The sequence below is a fragment of the Neisseria meningitidis genome (genome assembly GCF_022869645.1).
In the GTDB taxonomy this organism is placed as follows: Bacteria; Pseudomonadota; Gammaproteobacteria; order Burkholderiales; family Neisseriaceae; genus Neisseria; species Neisseria meningitidis.
The window spans coordinates 998537-1013973 of sequence record NZ_CP064367.1 but is presented as its reverse complement, the minus strand read 5'-3'; the positions used below and the strand labels follow the sequence as shown (position 1 = coordinate 1013973).

The following is a 15437-nucleotide window of genomic DNA, read 5'->3' as shown; positions in this document are numbered from 1 at the left end:
GTTATTTCCGATAAATGCCTGTTGCTTTTCATTTCTAGATTCCCACTTTCGTGGGAATGACGGGATGTGGGTTCGTGGGAATGACGCGGTGCAGGTTTCCGTGCGGATGGATTCGTCATTCCCGCGCAGGCGGGAATCTAGACCTTAGAACAACAGCAATATTCAAAGATTATCTGAAAGTCCGAGATTCTAGATTCCCGCTTTCGCGGGAATGACGGAAAGTGGCGGGAATGACGGTTCGGGCATTCCTTAAATCACCCGTGTATCGCTGTAAATCTTAGAGATGGTGGAATATAGCGGATTAACAAAAACCAGTACGGCGTTGCCTCGCCTTAGCTCAAAGAGAACGATTCTCTAAGGTGCTGAAGCACCAAGTGAATCGGTTCCGTACTATTTGTACTGTCTGCGGCTTCGTCGCCTTGTCCTGATTTTTGTTAATCCACTATACAAAGACAAAAACATCGACCTCGGTCATGACTGATTGCCGATGAAGCAATAAAAATGCCGTCTGAACCTGAAAACGGGTTCAGACGGCATTTTCTATCGGGGTTTTAAAGCGGCATTAAATGTCGGTTTCCAAATAAACGACTTGGGTTTGCAGATATTCTTCCAAACCGTGTTTGCCGTCCGCGCCGCCGATACCGGATTTTTTCCAACCGGCGTGGAAACCCTGCATGGCTTCGAAGTTTTCGCGGTTGATGTAGGTTTCGCCGAATTGCAGGCGGCGGGTAACGTAGAAGGCTTCGTTTAAATTAGTCGTATAAACAGAACTGGTCAGACCAAACTCGCAATCGTTAGCCAGTGCGATGACTTGGTCGAGCGTGTCGAAAGCGGAAACGGGCAGCACGGGGCCGAAGGTTTCTTCTTTCATAATGTCCATACTGTTGTCGGTGTCGGTCAGCAGGGTCGGCTCGAAGAAATAGCCGCGCCCTTCGGCGCGTTTGCCGCCGCAAACCAATTTCGCACCTTGTTTGACTGCCCGTTCCACTTTTTCGGCAACGGCTTTGACGGCGCGCTCTTCAATCAGCGGGCCCATTTCCAATGCGCCTGCTTCGGCTTCGGCAGGGTTGCCGTAGCGCACGCCTTTCATCGCGGCGGTCATTTTTTCGATAAACGCGTCTTTCAGGCTGCTGTGGACATAGACGCGCTCGGCGCAGTTGCAGATTTGACCGGTGTTGCCGACGCGCGAAGCCAAGATGGATTTCACCGCCAAATCCAAATCCGCGTCTTTCAACACGATGGCGGGGGCTTTGCCGCCGAGTTCCAACGAAACTTTGGTGATGTTGGCGGAAGCGGCTTCCATCACTTGGCGGCCCGCTTCGACGGAGCCGGTCAGGCTGACCATATCGACTTGCGGATGGGCGGACAAGGCATTGCCGATTTCCGCGCCCGGGCCGTTCACCACGTTGAACACGCCGGCGGGCAGTCCGACCGCATCGACGATTTCGGCGAAGATGTGGCAGTTGATCGGGGTTACGCTGCTGGGTTTGACGACGATGGTATTGCCCGTTACCAAAGCGGGGCCCATTTTGCGGGCAATCAGGAAGAAGGGGAAGTTCCACGGCAAAATGCCGGCAATTACGCCCAGCGGACGTTTGAACAATAAAATATTTTCGCGCGGACGGTCGCTTTGGATGATTTCGCCTTCGTAACGGCGCGCCCATTCGGCTTGGTAATCGAGATAGTCGGCGGTGAACATCACTTCCACGCGCGCCAAGTCTTTGGTTTTGCCGCCTTCGGCGACAATGGTGTCGGTCAGCTCGTCGGCGCGTTCGCGTATGCCTTGGGCGATTTTGCGCAAATACGCGCCGCGTTCGACCGCAGGCAGACGCTCCCAAGCCGGTTGCGCCGCACGCGCCGCCGCTACGGCGCGGTCAACGTCTGCTTTGCCGCCTTTGGGTTCGCGGGCGATGGCCTCTTCGGTGGACGGGTTCAATACGTTGCGCCATTCGCCGTTGAAATCGTTTTCAAAGCGTCCGTTGATGTACATGGCCAATTGTTTCATTTCAGGTTCTCCGGTTTTGTAGTCAGATGTAGTTTTAGTTTATTCCCAAATAAACTACCGTACAAGTTTCTTTTGAAATGTTTAGACGAGAAGCTACTATGTCTGCATATTGTTCTGCTAATTTATATTCACTCGAATGCAACTGCCGATTATTCCAATCTGCATTCGCACCAGTAAAAGCCCCAGCATTGCCGCCTGTGGCATAACCAATCGCTAAACTGCCAACGGTATCCACAACAGGTTTCAGGCTGCCTGAATTTCTCTAATAAATGAAACACTTATTCTATCAACCGTTAATGTAACCAAACAATTATCAAGATAAGAGTAGTTTATTAAATACTCATCTTCTTCAAATTGTATATTTTGTAGGGTTAGATGATTATTTTTTAATTCTGCCGTTATTTCATACTTGAAACTATCATCTATTTTTCTAAATCCAATATTTGAAGTTGATTTATCCAGTATGTAATCATTAAAGATTTCATAGGATAATTCCACTTCATAAAATTGATTTTCAAATATTTTGAATGGGCAGTACGATATAAAACAATGTAGTTCATAACCATTTATTTCAATCAATACTGCCTCTTCAATGGTGTTATCTAACTTTTTGATTTTACATTTATATAACATTTATCTTGCCTTTGGATAAATTGTTTTGTTTTTTGGATTGTTATTCAAAGTTCTCCAAAAGTCTTTTCCTGATTTTGTATGTATCGTGGTAATACTACCATTTTCATTGGTTCCAACAAAAATAAATTTAGATTGACCTTTGGAATCAGTACCCAAAAACTGAACATATCCAGACATGCGGATTTCGGGTTTTAAATCAAATGCGGCTTACCGGTTTTCTTTTTTGGTTTCCGCAGGCGTGCTGCCGAAATATTGCCTGAATGCCTGAGTAAAGCTGGAAACGTGGCGGTAGCCGCATAAATATGCGGTTTCGCCTATGCTTTTTCCCCCGTTTTGCAACAGATAGAGCGCGTGCTGCATTTGTTTGTGGTGCAGCCATTCGCTTGCCGTAATGCCGAAATGGTCGCGCATACGGCGTTGCAGCGTCCTTTCGCTGATGTTCAGCGTGTCTGCCAGCCGGTTGACTTGATGTGCGCCGCCGGCAAACGCGGCATTCAGGATGCGGCTGAAGTCTTCAGACGGCATAGCGTCTGCTTCCGCCGTTTGCCCCGCCGCCGGCCCGATGCCGTCTGAAACCGTGTCCCACAAGTCCGACAGCAGCCGCAACACGTCCGCCTCGCGGCGCAATGTTTCGCCCAAATGCCCCTTTGGGACGGCTTTCAGGCAGGATGCCGCCAAGCCGCGCAGGTTCGGGGGCAAATCCCATATCCTGACCGGTTCGCGGTAAAGCAGGGGTGCGAAACGCGCGTATTCCGGACGCAGCAGCCATTGTTCCATACCTTTAATTGTCATTTTGACCGTTTTGCCGCCTCGGTAAAGATAGCGGCTGAACAGGACTTCTTCCCCGACAGCAATTAGGACAATCTTGCCGCCGTCCGCATCGATTTGGAAGCGGCAGCGGTTGATGCCGAAGTCCAAACTGCCTTCCAGCAAGAGCACGAACGACACATAAGGTTCGGCGAGGCGGCTGCTGCAAAAATCACACCGTGCCGTTACTGTGCCGCCGTGGATGGAAATGCCGTTGGACAAAGTATCGAAACGGTAGCTGCCCTCCACATAGCTGCCGCCGCCGCTTTTGACTAGATTGACGAACCGGCTGCTGTTCAAATGTTCTGCTTTTTCCATAGTTTTCTGATAAAGGTTATCATTTGAAAGATAACATTTTTCGCCACAGCAAACAATCCGCCGCCGACAACGGCATTTTCACAACATTTACCGTCCGTATGCCGTCTGAAAATTGCCCGTCTTCCCGATAAGCCTTAAAATACACGCCGTCAAACCTACCGTCCGTCCGTACATGAGCCCATCCCCCTTTATCGAAATGAAAGACGTCGCTTTTGCGTATGGCGACCGCCCGATTCTGAACGACATCAATTTCAGCATTCCGCAAGGCAATTTTGCCGCCGTGATGGGCGGTTCGGGCAGCGGCAAAACCACGCTGATGCGGCTGATTACGGGTCAGATCCGTCCGCAGTCGGGCAAAGTTCTGATAGAAGGGCGTGATTTGGCGGGCTTTTCGGCTGACGAACTCTACGAACACCGCCGCCGCATGGGCGTATTATTCCAACACGGCGCGCTGTTTACCGATTTGTCGGTATTCGACAATATCGCTTTTCCGATGCGCGAACTGACACGCCTGCCGGAAGCGGTGATTCGAGATTTGGTTTTGTTGAAACTGAACGCGGTCGGTTTGCGCGGCGTGGAAAACCTGATGCCGTCCGAGTTGTCCGGTGGGATGTCGCGCCGCGTCGCGCTTGCCCGCACGATTGCGCTCGACCCTGAAATTATGTTGTACGACGAACCGTTTACCGGCCTCGATCCGATTTCCTTGGGCGTGATTGCCCACTTGATCAGCCGCGTCAATAAGGCTTTGCGTTCGACCAGCGTTATGGTAACGCACGACATTGAAAAATCTTTGGAAATCGTCGATCAGGTGATTTTTTTGGCGCACGGCGAAATTATGTTCTCCGGCTCGCCGCAGGAAATGCGCGAACTGGATTCGCCTTGGGTGCGCCAGTTTGTCGGCGGGCTGGCAGACGGCCCCGTAGCATACCGCTATCCGGCGCAAACGTCGTTGCAGCAGGATTTGCTCGGGTAAATGAGCAGGTGCCGTCTGAAACCGTTGAACTTTACATATAGAAATTTATGAATTTTATCCGTTCCGTCGGGGCGAAAACCCTCGGCCTTATTCAATCTCTCGGCAGTATCACGCTGTTTCTGCTGAATATTCTGGCGAAATCCGGTACGGCTTTCGTCCGTCCGCGCCTGAGCGTGCGCCAAGTGTATTTTGCCGGCGTGCTGTCGGTGTTGATTGTTGCCGTTTCAGGGCTGTTTGTCGGCATGGTCTTGGGTTTGCAGGGCTATACGCAGTTGTCGAAATTCAAATCCGCCGATATTTTGGGCTATATGGTCGCGGCTTCGCTGTTGCGCGAACTGGGTCCGGTGTTGGCGGCGATTCTGTTTGCCAGCAGCGCGGGCGGTGCGATGACCAGCGAAATCGGTTTGATGAAAACGACCGAACAGCTCGAAGCGATGAACGTGATGGCGGTAAACCCCGTCGCCCGAGTGGTTGCGCCGCGCTTTTGGGCGGGCGTGTTTTCCATGCCGCTTTTGGCTTCGATTTTCAACGTGGCGGGTATTTTCGGCGCGTATTTGGTCGGTGTAACCTGGCTGGGCTTGGACAGCGGTATTTTCTGGTCGCAAATGCAGAACAACATCACGATACATTACGATGTAATCAACGGTCTGATCAAATCCGCCGCGTTCGGCGTGGCGGTAACGCTGATTGCCGTGCATCAGGGCTTCCACTGCGTCCCGACCTCGGAAGGCATTTTGCGCGCCAGCACGCGCACGGTGGTTTCGTCCGCCCTGACGATTTTGGCGGTCGATTTTATATTGACCGCGTGGATGTTTACAGATTGACAGGCCGTCTGAAGACGAAACGCGGAACATCGGATATTCAAGGAACTTTAATGAAAAAGAACATATTGGAATTTTGGGTCGGACTGTTCGTCCTGATTGGCGCGGCGGCGGTTGCCTTTCTCGCTTTCCGCGTGGCCGGCGGTGCGGCGTTCGGCGGTTCGGACAAAACTTACGCCGTTTATGCCGATTTCGGCGACATCGGCGGTTTGAAGGTCAATGCCCCCGTCAAATCCGCAGGCGTATTGGTCGGGCGCGTCGGCGCTATCGGACTTGACCCGAAATCCTATCAGGCGAGGGTGCGCCTCGATTTGGACGGCAAGTATCAGTTCAGCAGCGACGTTTCCGCGCAAATCCTGACTTCGGGACTTTTGGGCGAGCAGTACATCGGGCTGCAGCAGGGCGGCGACACGGAAAACCTTGCTGCCGGCGACACCATCTCCGTAACCAGTTCTGCAATGGTTCTGGAAAACCTTATCGGCAAATTCATGACGAGTTTTGCCGAGAAAAATGCCGACGGCGGCAATGCGGAAAAAGCCGCCGAATAAACGTATGCCATCATATTCAAACTAGGACACTTAATCATGAAAAAATCCTCCTTCATCAGCGCATTGGGCATCGGTATTTTGAGCATCGGCATGGCATTTGCCGCCCCTGCCGACGCGGTAAACCAAATCCGTCAAAACGCCACTCAAGTATTGAGCATCTTAAAAAGCGGTGATGCCAACACCGCCCGCCAAAAAGCCGAAGCCTATGCGATTCCCTATTTCGATTTCCAACGTATGACCGCATTGGCGGTCGGCAACCCTTGGCGCACCGCGTCCGACGCGCAAAAACAAGCGTTGGCCAAAGAATTTCAAACCCTGCTGATCCGCACCTATTCCGGCACGATGCTGAAATTAAAAAACGCCAACGTCAACGTCAAAGACAATCCCATCGTCAATAAAGGCGGCAAAGAAATCATCGTCCGCGCCGAAGTCGGCGTACCCGGGCAAAAACCCGTCAACATGGACTTCACCACCTACCAAAGCGGCGGTAAATACCGTACCTACAACGTCGCCATCGAAGGCGCGAGCCTGGTTACCGTGTACCGCAACCAATTCGGCGAAATTATCAAAGCGAAAGGCGTGGACGGACTGATTGCCGAGTTGAAGGCTAAAAACGGCAGCAAGTAATCCATAAGCCATGCCGCCAGACTGAAGATGGCATGGATTTTTTCCTACCGAACACTATGCATACAGAACTCAACAACGGAACACTGCACATCAGCGGCGACGTAACCGTCAAAACCCTGACCGCCGCCGCCTTTACCCGCTTCAGACAGCAATGTCGTCTGAAAGACACCCGCGCGGTTGATTTGAGCGGCGTCGGACGCGCCGATTCCGCCTGCGTGTCGCTGCTGCTCGAAGTGCTGCGCGGTTGCAAAGGCAGCGTCAGGCTGACCGGCATTCCCGAATCCGTGCGCGCGCTGTCCGAACTGTACGAAATCAAAGACTGGCTGAAATCATGAAAAAAACCGCCTATGCCTTCCTCCTGCTGATCGGGTTCGCTTCCGCCCCTGCATTTGCCGAAACCCGCCCCGCCGACCCTTATGAAGGCTACAACCGCGCCGTTTTCAAATTCAACGACCAAGCCGACCGCTACATTTTCGCCCCTGCCGCGCGCGGCTACCGCAAAGTTGCGCCGAAACCCGTCCGCGCCGGCGTGTCCAATTTTTTTAACAACCTGTGCGACGTGGTCAGCTTCGGCAGCAATATCTTGCGCTTAGACATCAAACGCGCAAGCGAAGACCTTGTCCGCGTCGGTATCAACACCACTTTCGGTTTGGGCGGGCTTATCGACATCGCCGGCGCGGGCGGCATTCCCGACAATAAAAACACCTTGGGCGACACGTTTGCTTCGTGGGGATGGAAAAACAGCAATTATTTCGTGTTGCCCGTCTTAGGGCCGTCCACCGTCCGCGACGCGCTCGGCACGGGTATTACCTCCGTTTATTCGCCCAAGAATATCGTCTTCCGCACCCCTGTCGGACGCTGGGGCACGACTGCCGTATCCGCCGTCAGTACGCGCGAAGGCCTGCTCGATTTGACCGACAGTCTGGACGAAGCCGCCATCGACAAATACAGCTACACGCGCGACCTCTATATGAAAGTCCGTGCGCGGCAGACCGGTGCAACACCTGCCGAAGGTACGGAAGATAACATCGACATCGACGAATTGGTCGAAAGTGCCGAAACCGGCGCGGCGGAAACTGCCGTTCAAGAAGATTCCGTATCCGAAACACAGGCAGAAGCAGCAGGGGAAGCCGAAACGCAACCTGGAACACAACCTGGAACACAACCTTAAAGCCATGCCGTCTGAAAATCCGTGTTCGGACGGCATTCCCTTCTGTCGGAACGGACAGTCCGAAACCACAGATTGGGCTATAATCTCTTTTTTGCGCATACCGCGCGACAGCAAAGGAAAAACCATGTACGAAGTCAACCGCAGCGTATTCGTCCTCATCCCTTTAGAACCTTTTTGGAACTGGCTGCAAACCCTGCCGGGCAACCACCTCGACGGACTGACTCTTGAAGACATCCAAGCCGACGCCAATTCCTACCTTGTCCGCCCGTGCGAAACCGCCGACGAAGTATGGGACGAAATCGAAGCCCGTTTTGAAGACATTTTCGCCGCCGAACTTGCCGACTGGTGCGAAGACGAACGCGAGTGGCCCGCGCTCGATGCCGACATTTTCAACGAATGGTTCGACATCCAGCTTTCTACCGTCATCACCGACCTCGAACACGAACCGCTTGCCCGCGAAGCCTTCCAACCCATCAACCTGAACTGATGAAGCTGACCGTCCGCAACTACCATCTCGACGGCTACGGCCATGTCAACAATGCGCGCTACCTCGAATTTTTCGAAGAAGCGCGCTGGGCGTTTTTTGAAGAACGCGGACTGCTGCACGAGTTGGCAGGCCTCATACTGATTGTCGCCCGCATCGACATCCGATACAGCCGCCCCGCCGTCGAAGGCGACGTATTGCAGTTTTCATGCCGCCTGAAAACCCCCGGCACGCGCCGTATTGTGCTGACCCAGACGATTACACTGCCAAACGGCAAAACCGCCGCAGAAGCCGACATTACCCTGATGCCCGTCCACGCCGCCACACAACGCACCGTCAGCCTGCCCGCCACCCTTGCCCGCGCATTGGAAGCCTTGTCCGAATGAAAAAAATACTCACCGCCGCCGTCGTCGCACTGATCGGCATCCTCCTTGCCATCGTCCTCATCCCCGACAGCAAAACCGCGCCCGCTTTCTCCCTGTCCGACCTGCACGGAAAAACCGTTTCCAACGCCGACCTGCAAGGCAAAGTTACCCTGATTAATTTTTGGTTTCCCTCCTGTCCGGGTTGTGTGAGCGAAATGCCCAAAATCATTAAAACGGCAAATGACTATAAAAACAAAAACTTCCAAGTCCTTGCCGTCGCCCAGCCCATCGATCCGATAGAAAGCGTCCGCCAATATGTCAAAGACTACGGTTTGCCGTTTACCGTCATGTATGATGCGGACAAAGCTGTCGGACAGGCGTTCGGCACACAGGTTTATCCGACTTCCGTCCTTATCGGCAAAAAAGGCGAAATCCTCAAAACTTATGTCGGCGAACCCGATTTCGGCAAACTCTACCAAGAAATCGATACCGCGCTGGCACAATAGCGATGCCGTCTGAAGCGCAAAAAACAGAAACGATGTTCCTGTTTTTTCAGATCATCCGCCCCGACACGTTCAGACGGCATTCAACCTTCCGGCAGATTCTTTTTCACCACTGCCGGATTGCCTGCCGCCAAAGAGTAGGGCGGAATGTCTTTTGTAACCACCGCGCCTGCGCCCACGACCGAGCCGCGTCCGACGGTTACGCCTGCCATTACAATCACCCTGCGCCCCGGCCAGACATCGTCCTCCAACGTAATCGGACGGATTTCCGTGTAGCCCTCAAAGCGTTTGTTTTCACGGTCAAACTTGTGGTTGGTCGAATAGAGCAGGCATTCCGGCTCCATCATCACATTTTTGCCGACCACCGGCCCACGGCAGATTTCACAGTTTGCCCCGATGCCCGAGCCGTCGCCCAAAACCGTATCCGGAAACACATACGCCCCGCGTTCGATATTGACCCCGCGTCCGATATGCGGAGAAACCCGCCGCGCCAAAAAACCGCGTACCCGTCTGCCGACGATGCCGCGCATATGCGACGGCGGCAACACCGAACCGGCAAAACGCAGCAGCAGGAAAAAGAATTTTGATCCCATCAAACCTCCCTCAAAAGAACTTTTTATAGTGGATTAACAAAAATCAGGACAAGGCGACGAAGCCGCAGACAGTACAGATAGTACGGCAAGGCGAGGCAACGCTGTACTGGTTTTTGTTAATCCACTATACATTTTATCGAATATCCTCTTGACGAAACAACAGAAAATAGCGAGAATGCCGAGCTTGTCTGTAGCATAGGTACATCCCCTATGCCCGCTTTTTTGAAAGGAAATCAAATGAAACAAGGTATTCACCCGAACTACCACGAAGTCAACGTTACCTGCTCTTGCGGCAACAAATTCGCAACCAAATCCGCGATGGAAAAAGAAAACTTCAATATCGAGGTTTGCTCCCTGTGCCACCCGTTCTATACCGGCACCCAAAAAATCGTCGATACCACCGGCCGCGTGGACAAATTCAACAACAAATTCGGCAACCTGTTCAAACGCTGATTGCCGCTTTGCAAGAATTAAGCCCTGCCATCATTTCGATGGCAGGGCTTTTTAATATTTGGCATACTGACTTCTTATCTATATAGTGGATTAACAAAAATCAGGACAAGGCGACGAAGCCGCAGACAGTACAAATAGTACGGAACCGATTCACTTGGTGCTTCAGCACCTTAGAGAATCGTTCTCTTTGAGCTAAGGCGAGGCAACGCCGTACTGGTTTTTGTTAATCCACTATATTTTGATGGGGTTGAAGTTGACATCTACAAAGTTTAATGTTTGAATACATTAAAAAATATATTTGAATGAGATGTTTTATGATTCAAAATGTCGTTACTTCAATAATCCTGTATTCTGGGACAGCCGTAGACTTACTTATTATCCTAATGTTATTTTTTGCCAAAAGAAAAAGCAGAAAAGACATCATTAACATCTATTTAGGACAATTTCTAGGCTCTGTTAGCCTGATATTGCTAAGTTTGCTTTTTGCATTTGTCTTAGATTATATTCCTAGTAAAGAGATTTTAGGTTTGCTCGGCTTGATTCCGATTTTCCTAGGCCTCAAAGTTTTGCTTTTAGGAGATTCCGATGGAGAGGCTATTGCCAAAGAGGGTTTGCGCAAAGATAATAAAAACCTGATTTTTCTAGTCGCTATGATTACTTTTGCAAGTTGTGGTGCTGACAATATTGGTGTCTTTGTTCCATATTTTACTACCTTAAATTTAGTGAATTTGATAGTGGCTTTACTTACCTTTCTAGTCATGATTTATCTCTTGGTTTTTTCTGCCCAAAAATTAGCACAAGTCCCTTCTGTTGGAGAAACTTTGGAAAAATATAGCAGATGGTTTGTTGCTGTTGTTTATTTAGGATTGGGGGTATATATCCTGATTGAAAACAACAGTTTTGATATGCTATGGACTGTGTCGGGCCAGGAAAAAATATTATGAAAAAGATAGTATCTGCAAAGACTGCCATGTGCAGTCTTTTTTGTTGCCGGTCTTTTTGTGTCTGATGCTGTCGGATTTTATCTGATGCCGTCTCTGCACGACCTTTGTGCGAATATTTGCTACACTTGGCAATCCGTCCATTTCTTCTCACGCTTATGCTGACCTATACCCCGCCCGATGCCCGCCCGCCCGCCAAAACCCACGAAAAGCCGTGGCTGTTGCTGTTGATGGCGTTTGCCTGGTTGTGGCCCGGCGTGTTTTCCCACGATTTGTGGAATCCTGACGAACCTGCCGTCTATACCGCCGTCGAAGCACTGGCAGGCAGCCCCACCCCTTTGGTTGCCCATCTGTTCGGTCAAATCGATTTCGGCATACCGCCCGTGTATCTTTGGGTTGCCGCCGCGTTCAAACATTTGCTGTCGCCGTGGGCTGCCGACCCGTATGATGCCGCACGCTTTGCCGGCGTGTTTTTCGCCGTTGTCGGACTGACTTCCTGCGGCTTTGCCGGTTTCAACTTTTTGGGCAGACACCACGGGCGCAGCGTCGTCCTGATTCTCATCGGCTGTATCGGGCTGATTCCGACCGTACACTTTCTCAACCCCGCTGCCGCCGCCTTTGCCGCCGCCGGACTGGTGCTGCACGGTTATTCTTTGGCTCGCCGGCGCGTGATTGCCGCCTCTTTTCTGCTCGGTACGGGTTGGACGCTGATGTCGTTGGCAGCAGCTTATCCGGCGGCATTTGCCCTGATGCTGCCCCTGCCCGTGCTGATGTTTTTCCGTCCGTGGCAAAGCAGGCGTTTGATGTTGACGGCAGTCGCCTCGCTTGCCTTTGCCCTGCCGCTTATGACCGTTTACCCGCTGCTCTTGGCAAAAACGCAGCCCGCGCTGTTCGCGCAATGGCTCGACGATCACGTTTTCGGTACGTTCGGCGGCGTGCGGCACATTCAGACGGCATTCAGTTTGTTTTACTATCTGAAAAACCTGCTTTGGTTTGCATTGCCTGCGCTGCCGCTGGCGGTTTGGACGGTTTGCCGCACGCGCCTGTTTTCGACCGACTGGGGGATTTTGGGCGTCGTCTGGATGCTTGCCGTTTTGGTGCTGCTTGCCGTCAATCCGCAGCGTTTTCAGGATAACCTCGTCTGGCTGCTTCCGCCGCTTGCCCTGTTCGGCGCGGCGCAACTGGACAGCCTGAGACGCGGCGCGGCGGCGTTTGTCAACTGGTTCGGCATTATGGCGTTCGGACTGTTTGCCGTGTTCCTGTGGACGGGCTTTTTCGCCATGAATTACGGCTGGCCCGCCAAGCTTGCCGAACGCGCCGCCTATTTCAGCCCGTATTATGTTCCTGATATCGATCCCATTCCGATGGCGGTTGCCGTACTGTTCACACCCTTGTGGCTGTGGGCGATTACCCGCAAAAACATACGCGGCAGGCAGGCGGTTACCAACTGGGCGGCAGGCGTTACCCTGACCTGGGCTTTGCTGATGACGCTGTTCCTGCCGTGGCTGGACGCGGCGAAAAGCCACGCGCCCGTCGTCCGGAGTATGGAGGCATCGCTTTCCCCGGAATTAAAACGGGAGCTTTCAGACGGCATCGAGTGTATCGACATAGGCGGCGGCGACCTACACACGCGGATTGTTTGGACGCAGTACGGCACATTGCCGCACCGCGTCGGCGATGTACAATGCCGCTACCGCATCGTCCGCTTGCCCCAAAACGCGGATGCGCCGCAAGGCTGGCAGACGGTCTGGCAGGGTGCGCGCCCGCGCAACAAAGACAGTAAGTTCGCACTGATACGGAAAACCGGGGAAAATATATTAAAAACAACAGATTGAGCCGAATTTCTGGATTAAGTGCCGGAAATCGCGTATAATTGCGCGATTAAACCTTTATAAATCAGCCGTTTTGCAGGCATCACACAGGAGCGACAATCATTATGATGACCCTCTATTCCGGCATTACCTGCCCCTTCAGCCACCGCTGCCGCTTCGTTTTGTACGAAAAAGGTATGGATTTTGAAATCAAAGACGTCGATATTTACAACAAGCCCGAAGACCTCGCCGTCATGAACCCGTATAACCAAGTTCCCGTGCTGGTCGAGCGCGATTTGGTGCTGCACGAGTCCAACATCATCAACGAATACATCGACGAACGCTTCCCCCATCCGCAGCTTATGCCCGGCGATCCCGTTATGCGCGGCAGGGGCCGGCTGGTGCTGTACCGTATGGAAAAAGAATTGTTTAACCACGTCCAAGTTTTGGAAAACCCCGCCGCCACCAACAAGGAACAGGCAAAAGCGCGCGAAGCCATCGGCAACGGTCTGACCATGCTTGCCCCTTCGTTCAGCAAAAGCAAATACATCCTCGGCGAAGATTTTTCTATGATTGATGTCGCCCTTGCCCCGCTGCTGTGGCGGCTCGGCCACTACGATGTCAAACTGGGCAAAAGTGCCGCGCCGCTGCTCAAATACGCCGAGCGCATCTTCCAGCGCGAAGCCTTTATCGAAGCACTGACACCCGCCGAAAAAGCCATGCGCAAATAAGTCCGAAATGCTTGCAAAACCCGCCGTTTTGCAGGCATTTTCACATTCAGGCACACCACACGGAACCCATCATGCCCACCTCAACCAAACCCTACATCCTCCGCGCACTTTGCGAATGGTGCAGCGACAACAGCCTCACACCGCACATCCTTGTCTGGGTCAACGAACACACGCGCGTCCCCATGCAGTACGTCCGCGACAACGAAATTATGCTCAACATCGGCGCGACCGCCACGCAAAACCTTCAAATCGACAACGATTGGATCAGCTTTTCCGCCCGCTTCGGCGGACAGGCGCACGACATATGGATACCTGTCGGACACGTCCTCAGCCTTTTCGCACGGGAGACCGGCGAAGGTATGGGGTTTGAATTGGAAGCGTATCGCCCCGACACGTCGCCTGAAAACACCTCTGCCGAAACCGCGCCCCGGCCCGCCAAAAAAGGCTTGAAATTGGTCAAATAAATCTATGCCGTCTGAACGGAATCGTGTTTCAGACGGCATTTTGTCCGATGGGGCGCAAACGGAATCCGTTTATCGGCAAAACCCGTTTCGGTGTATCGAAACCGTGTTGCCCCTGCCAATTCGATATTGGGACGTTATTGCATCAGCATTAGAGTGCAATTATGGTGCAGCTAACCAAGCGATAGAGCGGCAACGCCAACGAGCAGCGGCAGTTGCTGTGCATGAGCGTGTTGCAAAATTTTTATAAATATCATCAAACCATGAAAATGCCGTCTGAACCTGCGATATGGGGTTCAGACGGCATTTTTCCTTATATTCATACAATCAGGCGGTCAGCACGGCTTTTAAGATTTTGTTGACTTCGCCCATATCGGCCTTGCCGGCAAGTCGGGTTTTCAATACGCCCATCACTTTGCCCATATCCGCCATACCTGCCGCGCCGGTTTCGGCAACGGCGGCATCGACCGCAGTACGGATTTCGCCGGCGGAGAGCATTTGCGGCAGGTAGCGGTGCAGTACCTCGATTTCGGCGTTTTCTTTGTCTGCCAAATCCTGACGGCCGGCTTCAGTGTAGATTTTCACGCTGTCTTTGCGCTGTTTGACCATTTTGGTCAGGATGGCGGTGATTTTGGCATCGTCGGCTTCGGTGCGTTCGTCCACTTCAAACTGTTTGACGGCGGCGTTGATGAGGCGGATGGTGCCGAGGGAAACTTGGTCTTTGGCGCGCATCGCGGTTTTCATGTCTTCGGTAAGGCGGATTTTCAGGCTCATAATGTTCTCGCTGGGATGTCGGATGGAAACGGCGGGTTTCGATGCCGTCTGAAAAGCAAAACACACCGCAGAGCAGGTCTTGCGGTGTGTCCTCATATCACAGGGCTGACCTGTAATCTGTACTTGAACGTTTAGTACATTTTGGGCGGCAGTTGTTGGCTGCGCAGGCGTTTTTGCAGGCGTTTTACGGCTGCCGCTTTTTTGCGTTTGCGTTCGGTAGTCGGTTTTTCGTAGGCTTCGCGGGCGCGCAGCTCGGTCAGCAGGCCGGTTTTTTCTACGGCGCGTTTGAAACGGCGCATAGCGACTTCAAAGGGTTCGTTTTCTTTTACGCGGATTGCAGGCATTTTATTTCCTTTAATAAATTCGGTTGTTTCATCTGCCCATCATATCGGTGGAAAGGGTAGGGCAGACGGTGTTG

At 52.4% G+C, this 15437-nt stretch carries 23 protein-coding genes; 15 read left to right on the top strand and 8 right to left on the bottom strand.

Features of this window, described 5'->3' with window-relative positions; all coding sequences use genetic code 11:
• Positions 1-562: 562 nt before the first annotated feature.
• The 5 genes from aldA to IUJ45_RS05220 are packed head-to-tail and all read right to left on the bottom strand — an operon-like array spanning position 563 to position 3763.
• Positions 563-2005 (bottom strand): aldehyde dehydrogenase, encoded by a 1443-nt coding sequence (gene aldA, locus IUJ45_RS05240; protein ID WP_002247160.1) that lies wholly within the window; start codon positions 2003-2005, stop codon positions 563-565.
• A gap of 34 nt (positions 2006-2039) precedes the next feature.
• Positions 2040-2240, bottom strand: coding sequence for a hypothetical protein (locus IUJ45_RS05235; RefSeq protein ID WP_010981086.1), 201 nt, complete (start codon positions 2238-2240; stop codon positions 2040-2042).
• Between the two features lie 8 nt (positions 2241-2248).
• Complete coding sequence (locus IUJ45_RS05230) at positions 2249-2638, bottom strand: hypothetical protein (RefSeq protein WP_000965859.1); 390 nt, start codon at positions 2636-2638, stop codon at positions 2249-2251.
• Positions 2639-2815 carry a hypothetical protein gene (locus IUJ45_RS05225; protein WP_002214853.1) on the bottom strand — a complete coding sequence of 59 codons (177 nt, stop codon included), beginning with the start codon at positions 2813-2815 and terminating at the stop codon, positions 2639-2641.
• Positions 2816-2845: 30 nt separating this feature from the next.
• Positions 2846-3763 carry a helix-turn-helix transcriptional regulator gene (locus IUJ45_RS05220; RefSeq protein WP_002249477.1) on the bottom strand — a complete coding sequence of 306 codons (918 nt, stop codon included), beginning with the start codon at positions 3761-3763 and terminating at the stop codon, positions 2846-2848.
• Between the two features lie 172 nt (positions 3764-3935).
• Here IUJ45_RS05220 and IUJ45_RS05215 point away from each other — a divergent pair, with 172 nt between their 5' ends.
• The 9 genes from IUJ45_RS05215 to IUJ45_RS05175 all read left to right on the top strand — a co-directional run bounded on the left by IUJ45_RS05215 (position 3936) and on the right by IUJ45_RS05175 (position 9258).
• Positions 3936-4736 carry an ABC transporter ATP-binding protein gene (locus IUJ45_RS05215; RefSeq protein WP_002247168.1) on the top strand — a complete coding sequence of 267 codons (801 nt, stop codon included), beginning with the start codon at positions 3936-3938 and terminating at the stop codon, positions 4734-4736.
• A 47-nt stretch (positions 4737-4783) separates the two neighbouring features.
• Complete coding sequence (gene mlaE, locus IUJ45_RS05210) at positions 4784-5560, top strand: lipid asymmetry maintenance ABC transporter permease subunit MlaE (protein ID WP_002219882.1); 777 nt, start codon at positions 4784-4786, stop codon at positions 5558-5560.
• A 50-nt stretch (positions 5561-5610) separates the two neighbouring features.
• Complete coding sequence (gene mlaD / locus IUJ45_RS05205) at positions 5611-6105, top strand: outer membrane lipid asymmetry maintenance protein MlaD (RefSeq protein WP_002219881.1); 495 nt, start codon at positions 5611-5613, stop codon at positions 6103-6105.
• Between the two features lie 36 nt (positions 6106-6141).
• On the top strand, positions 6142-6732 hold the full coding sequence (locus tag IUJ45_RS05200) for an MlaC/ttg2D family ABC transporter substrate-binding protein (RefSeq protein ID WP_002247150.1): 591 nt from the start codon (positions 6142-6144) through the stop codon (positions 6730-6732).
• Positions 6733-6788: 56 nt separating this feature from the next.
• Positions 6789-7067, top strand: coding sequence for an STAS domain-containing protein (locus IUJ45_RS05195; RefSeq protein ID WP_002219879.1), 279 nt, complete (start codon positions 6789-6791; stop codon positions 7065-7067).
• Positions 7064-7903, top strand: a complete 840-nt coding sequence (locus IUJ45_RS05190; protein ID WP_002247162.1) for an MlaA family lipoprotein — start codon at positions 7064-7066, stop codon at positions 7901-7903. Before IUJ45_RS05195 ends, IUJ45_RS05190 begins: the two co-directional genes overlap by 4 nt.
• A 124-nt stretch (positions 7904-8027) precedes the next feature.
• Positions 8028-8390, top strand: coding sequence for a hypothetical protein (locus IUJ45_RS05185; protein WP_002229974.1), 363 nt, complete (start codon positions 8028-8030; stop codon positions 8388-8390).
• On the top strand, positions 8390-8773 hold the full coding sequence (locus IUJ45_RS05180) for an acyl-CoA thioesterase (RefSeq protein WP_002214837.1): 384 nt from the start codon (positions 8390-8392) through the stop codon (positions 8771-8773). The genes IUJ45_RS05185 and IUJ45_RS05180 overlap by 1 nt, the downstream gene beginning before the upstream one ends.
• Complete coding sequence (locus tag IUJ45_RS05175) at positions 8770-9258, top strand: peroxiredoxin family protein (protein ID WP_002218071.1); 489 nt, start codon at positions 8770-8772, stop codon at positions 9256-9258. Before IUJ45_RS05180 ends, IUJ45_RS05175 begins: the two co-directional genes overlap by 4 nt.
• Positions 9259-9338: 80 nt before the next feature.
• Here IUJ45_RS05175 and IUJ45_RS05170 read toward each other — a convergent pair whose 3' ends face one another.
• On the bottom strand, positions 9339-9848 hold the full coding sequence (locus tag IUJ45_RS05170; RefSeq protein ID WP_002247154.1) for an acyltransferase: 510 nt from the start codon (positions 9846-9848) through the stop codon (positions 9339-9341).
• A 237-nt stretch (positions 9849-10085) separates the two neighbouring features.
• Between IUJ45_RS05170 and rpmE the strand changes: the two genes are divergently transcribed.
• The 6 genes from rpmE (at position 10086) to IUJ45_RS05140 (ending at position 14495) form a co-directional block, all read left to right on the top strand.
• Entirely contained in the window at positions 10086-10301 is a 216-nt protein-coding gene (gene rpmE / locus IUJ45_RS05165; protein ID WP_002218070.1) for a 50S ribosomal protein L31, read from the top strand.
• Positions 10302-10615: 314 nt separating this feature from the next.
• Positions 10616-11245, top strand: a complete 630-nt coding sequence (locus IUJ45_RS05160) for a CadD family cadmium resistance transporter (RefSeq protein ID WP_002246465.1) — start codon at positions 10616-10618, stop codon at positions 11243-11245.
• Between the two features lie 155 nt (positions 11246-11400).
• Positions 11401-13077, top strand: a complete 1677-nt coding sequence (locus IUJ45_RS05155; protein ID WP_002247171.1) for an ArnT family glycosyltransferase — start codon at positions 11401-11403, stop codon at positions 13075-13077.
• A 101-nt stretch (positions 13078-13178) separates the two neighbouring features.
• Positions 13179-13784: a glutathione S-transferase N-terminal domain-containing protein gene (locus IUJ45_RS05150; RefSeq protein WP_002226748.1), complete on the top strand. Its 606-nt coding sequence runs from the start codon at positions 13179-13181 to the stop codon at positions 13782-13784.
• A 71-nt stretch (positions 13785-13855) separates the two neighbouring features.
• Positions 13856-14248 (top strand): ClpXP protease specificity-enhancing factor, encoded by a 393-nt coding sequence (locus IUJ45_RS05145; protein WP_002218067.1) that lies wholly within the window; start codon positions 13856-13858, stop codon positions 14246-14248.
• Positions 14249-14252: 4 nt separating this feature from the next.
• On the top strand, positions 14253-14495 hold the full coding sequence (locus tag IUJ45_RS05140) for a hypothetical protein (protein WP_003711052.1): 243 nt from the start codon (positions 14253-14255) through the stop codon (positions 14493-14495).
• 77 nt (positions 14496-14572) lie between these two features.
• Here the strand turns inward: IUJ45_RS05140 and IUJ45_RS05135 are convergent, their stop codons facing one another.
• Both IUJ45_RS05135 and rpsU read right to left on the bottom strand, forming a co-directional pair.
• The gene (locus IUJ45_RS05135) at positions 14573-15019 is read right to left on the bottom strand and encodes a GatB/YqeY domain-containing protein (RefSeq protein ID WP_002245713.1); all 447 of its coding nucleotides are present in this window, start codon (positions 15017-15019) and stop codon (positions 14573-14575) included.
• A gap of 131 nt (positions 15020-15150) precedes the next feature.
• The gene (rpsU, locus tag IUJ45_RS05130; RefSeq protein WP_002214819.1) at positions 15151-15363 is read right to left on the bottom strand and encodes a 30S ribosomal protein S21; all 213 of its coding nucleotides are present in this window, start codon (positions 15361-15363) and stop codon (positions 15151-15153) included.
• Between the last annotated feature and the right edge of the window lie 74 nt (positions 15364-15437).

What these genes read in the sequence shown, in the direction of transcription:
- IUJ45_RS05140 (WP_003711052.1), top strand. Translation starts at nt 14,253, where the DNA reads ATGCCGTCTGAACGGAATCGTGTTTCAGACGGCATTTTGTCCGATGGG.
- aldA (WP_002247160.1), bottom strand. Translation starts at nt 2,005, where the DNA reads ATGAAACAATTGGCCATGTACATCAACGGACGCTTTGAAAACGATTTC.
- IUJ45_RS05135 (WP_002245713.1), bottom strand. Translation starts at nt 15,019, where the DNA reads ATGAGCCTGAAAATCCGCCTTACCGAAGACATGAAAACCGCGATGCGC.
- IUJ45_RS05170 (WP_002247154.1), bottom strand. Translation starts at nt 9,848, where the DNA reads ATGGGATCAAAATTCTTTTTCCTGCTGCTGCGTTTTGCCGGTTCGGTG.
- IUJ45_RS05190 (WP_002247162.1), top strand. Translation starts at nt 7,064, where the DNA reads ATGAAAAAAACCGCCTATGCCTTCCTCCTGCTGATCGGGTTCGCTTCC.
- IUJ45_RS05185 (WP_002229974.1), top strand. Translation starts at nt 8,028, where the DNA reads ATGTACGAAGTCAACCGCAGCGTATTCGTCCTCATCCCTTTAGAACCT.
- IUJ45_RS05225 (WP_002214853.1), bottom strand. Translation starts at nt 2,815, where the DNA reads ATGTCTGGATATGTTCAGTTTTTGGGTACTGATTCCAAAGGTCAATCT.
- IUJ45_RS05200 (WP_002247150.1), top strand. Translation starts at nt 6,142, where the DNA reads ATGAAAAAATCCTCCTTCATCAGCGCATTGGGCATCGGTATTTTGAGC.
- IUJ45_RS05145 (WP_002218067.1), top strand. Translation starts at nt 13,856, where the DNA reads ATGCCCACCTCAACCAAACCCTACATCCTCCGCGCACTTTGCGAATGG.
- IUJ45_RS05180 (WP_002214837.1), top strand. Translation starts at nt 8,390, where the DNA reads ATGAAGCTGACCGTCCGCAACTACCATCTCGACGGCTACGGCCATGTC.
- IUJ45_RS05175 (WP_002218071.1), top strand. Translation starts at nt 8,770, where the DNA reads ATGAAAAAAATACTCACCGCCGCCGTCGTCGCACTGATCGGCATCCTC.
- rpmE (WP_002218070.1), top strand. Translation starts at nt 10,086, where the DNA reads ATGAAACAAGGTATTCACCCGAACTACCACGAAGTCAACGTTACCTGC.
- IUJ45_RS05160 (WP_002246465.1), top strand. Translation starts at nt 10,616, where the DNA reads ATGATTCAAAATGTCGTTACTTCAATAATCCTGTATTCTGGGACAGCC.
- IUJ45_RS05220 (WP_002249477.1), bottom strand. Translation starts at nt 3,763, where the DNA reads ATGGAAAAAGCAGAACATTTGAACAGCAGCCGGTTCGTCAATCTAGTC.
- IUJ45_RS05195 (WP_002219879.1), top strand. Translation starts at nt 6,789, where the DNA reads ATGCATACAGAACTCAACAACGGAACACTGCACATCAGCGGCGACGTA.
- mlaE (WP_002219882.1), top strand. Translation starts at nt 4,784, where the DNA reads ATGAATTTTATCCGTTCCGTCGGGGCGAAAACCCTCGGCCTTATTCAA.
- IUJ45_RS05155 (WP_002247171.1), top strand. Translation starts at nt 11,401, where the DNA reads ATGCTGACCTATACCCCGCCCGATGCCCGCCCGCCCGCCAAAACCCAC.
- IUJ45_RS05150 (WP_002226748.1), top strand. Translation starts at nt 13,179, where the DNA reads ATGATGACCCTCTATTCCGGCATTACCTGCCCCTTCAGCCACCGCTGC.
- IUJ45_RS05230 (WP_000965859.1), bottom strand. Translation starts at nt 2,638, where the DNA reads ATGTTATATAAATGTAAAATCAAAAAGTTAGATAACACCATTGAAGAG.
- rpsU (WP_002214819.1), bottom strand. Translation starts at nt 15,363, where the DNA reads ATGCCTGCAATCCGCGTAAAAGAAAACGAACCCTTTGAAGTCGCTATG.
- mlaD (WP_002219881.1), top strand. Translation starts at nt 5,611, where the DNA reads ATGAAAAAGAACATATTGGAATTTTGGGTCGGACTGTTCGTCCTGATT.
- IUJ45_RS05215 (WP_002247168.1), top strand. Translation starts at nt 3,936, where the DNA reads ATGAGCCCATCCCCCTTTATCGAAATGAAAGACGTCGCTTTTGCGTAT.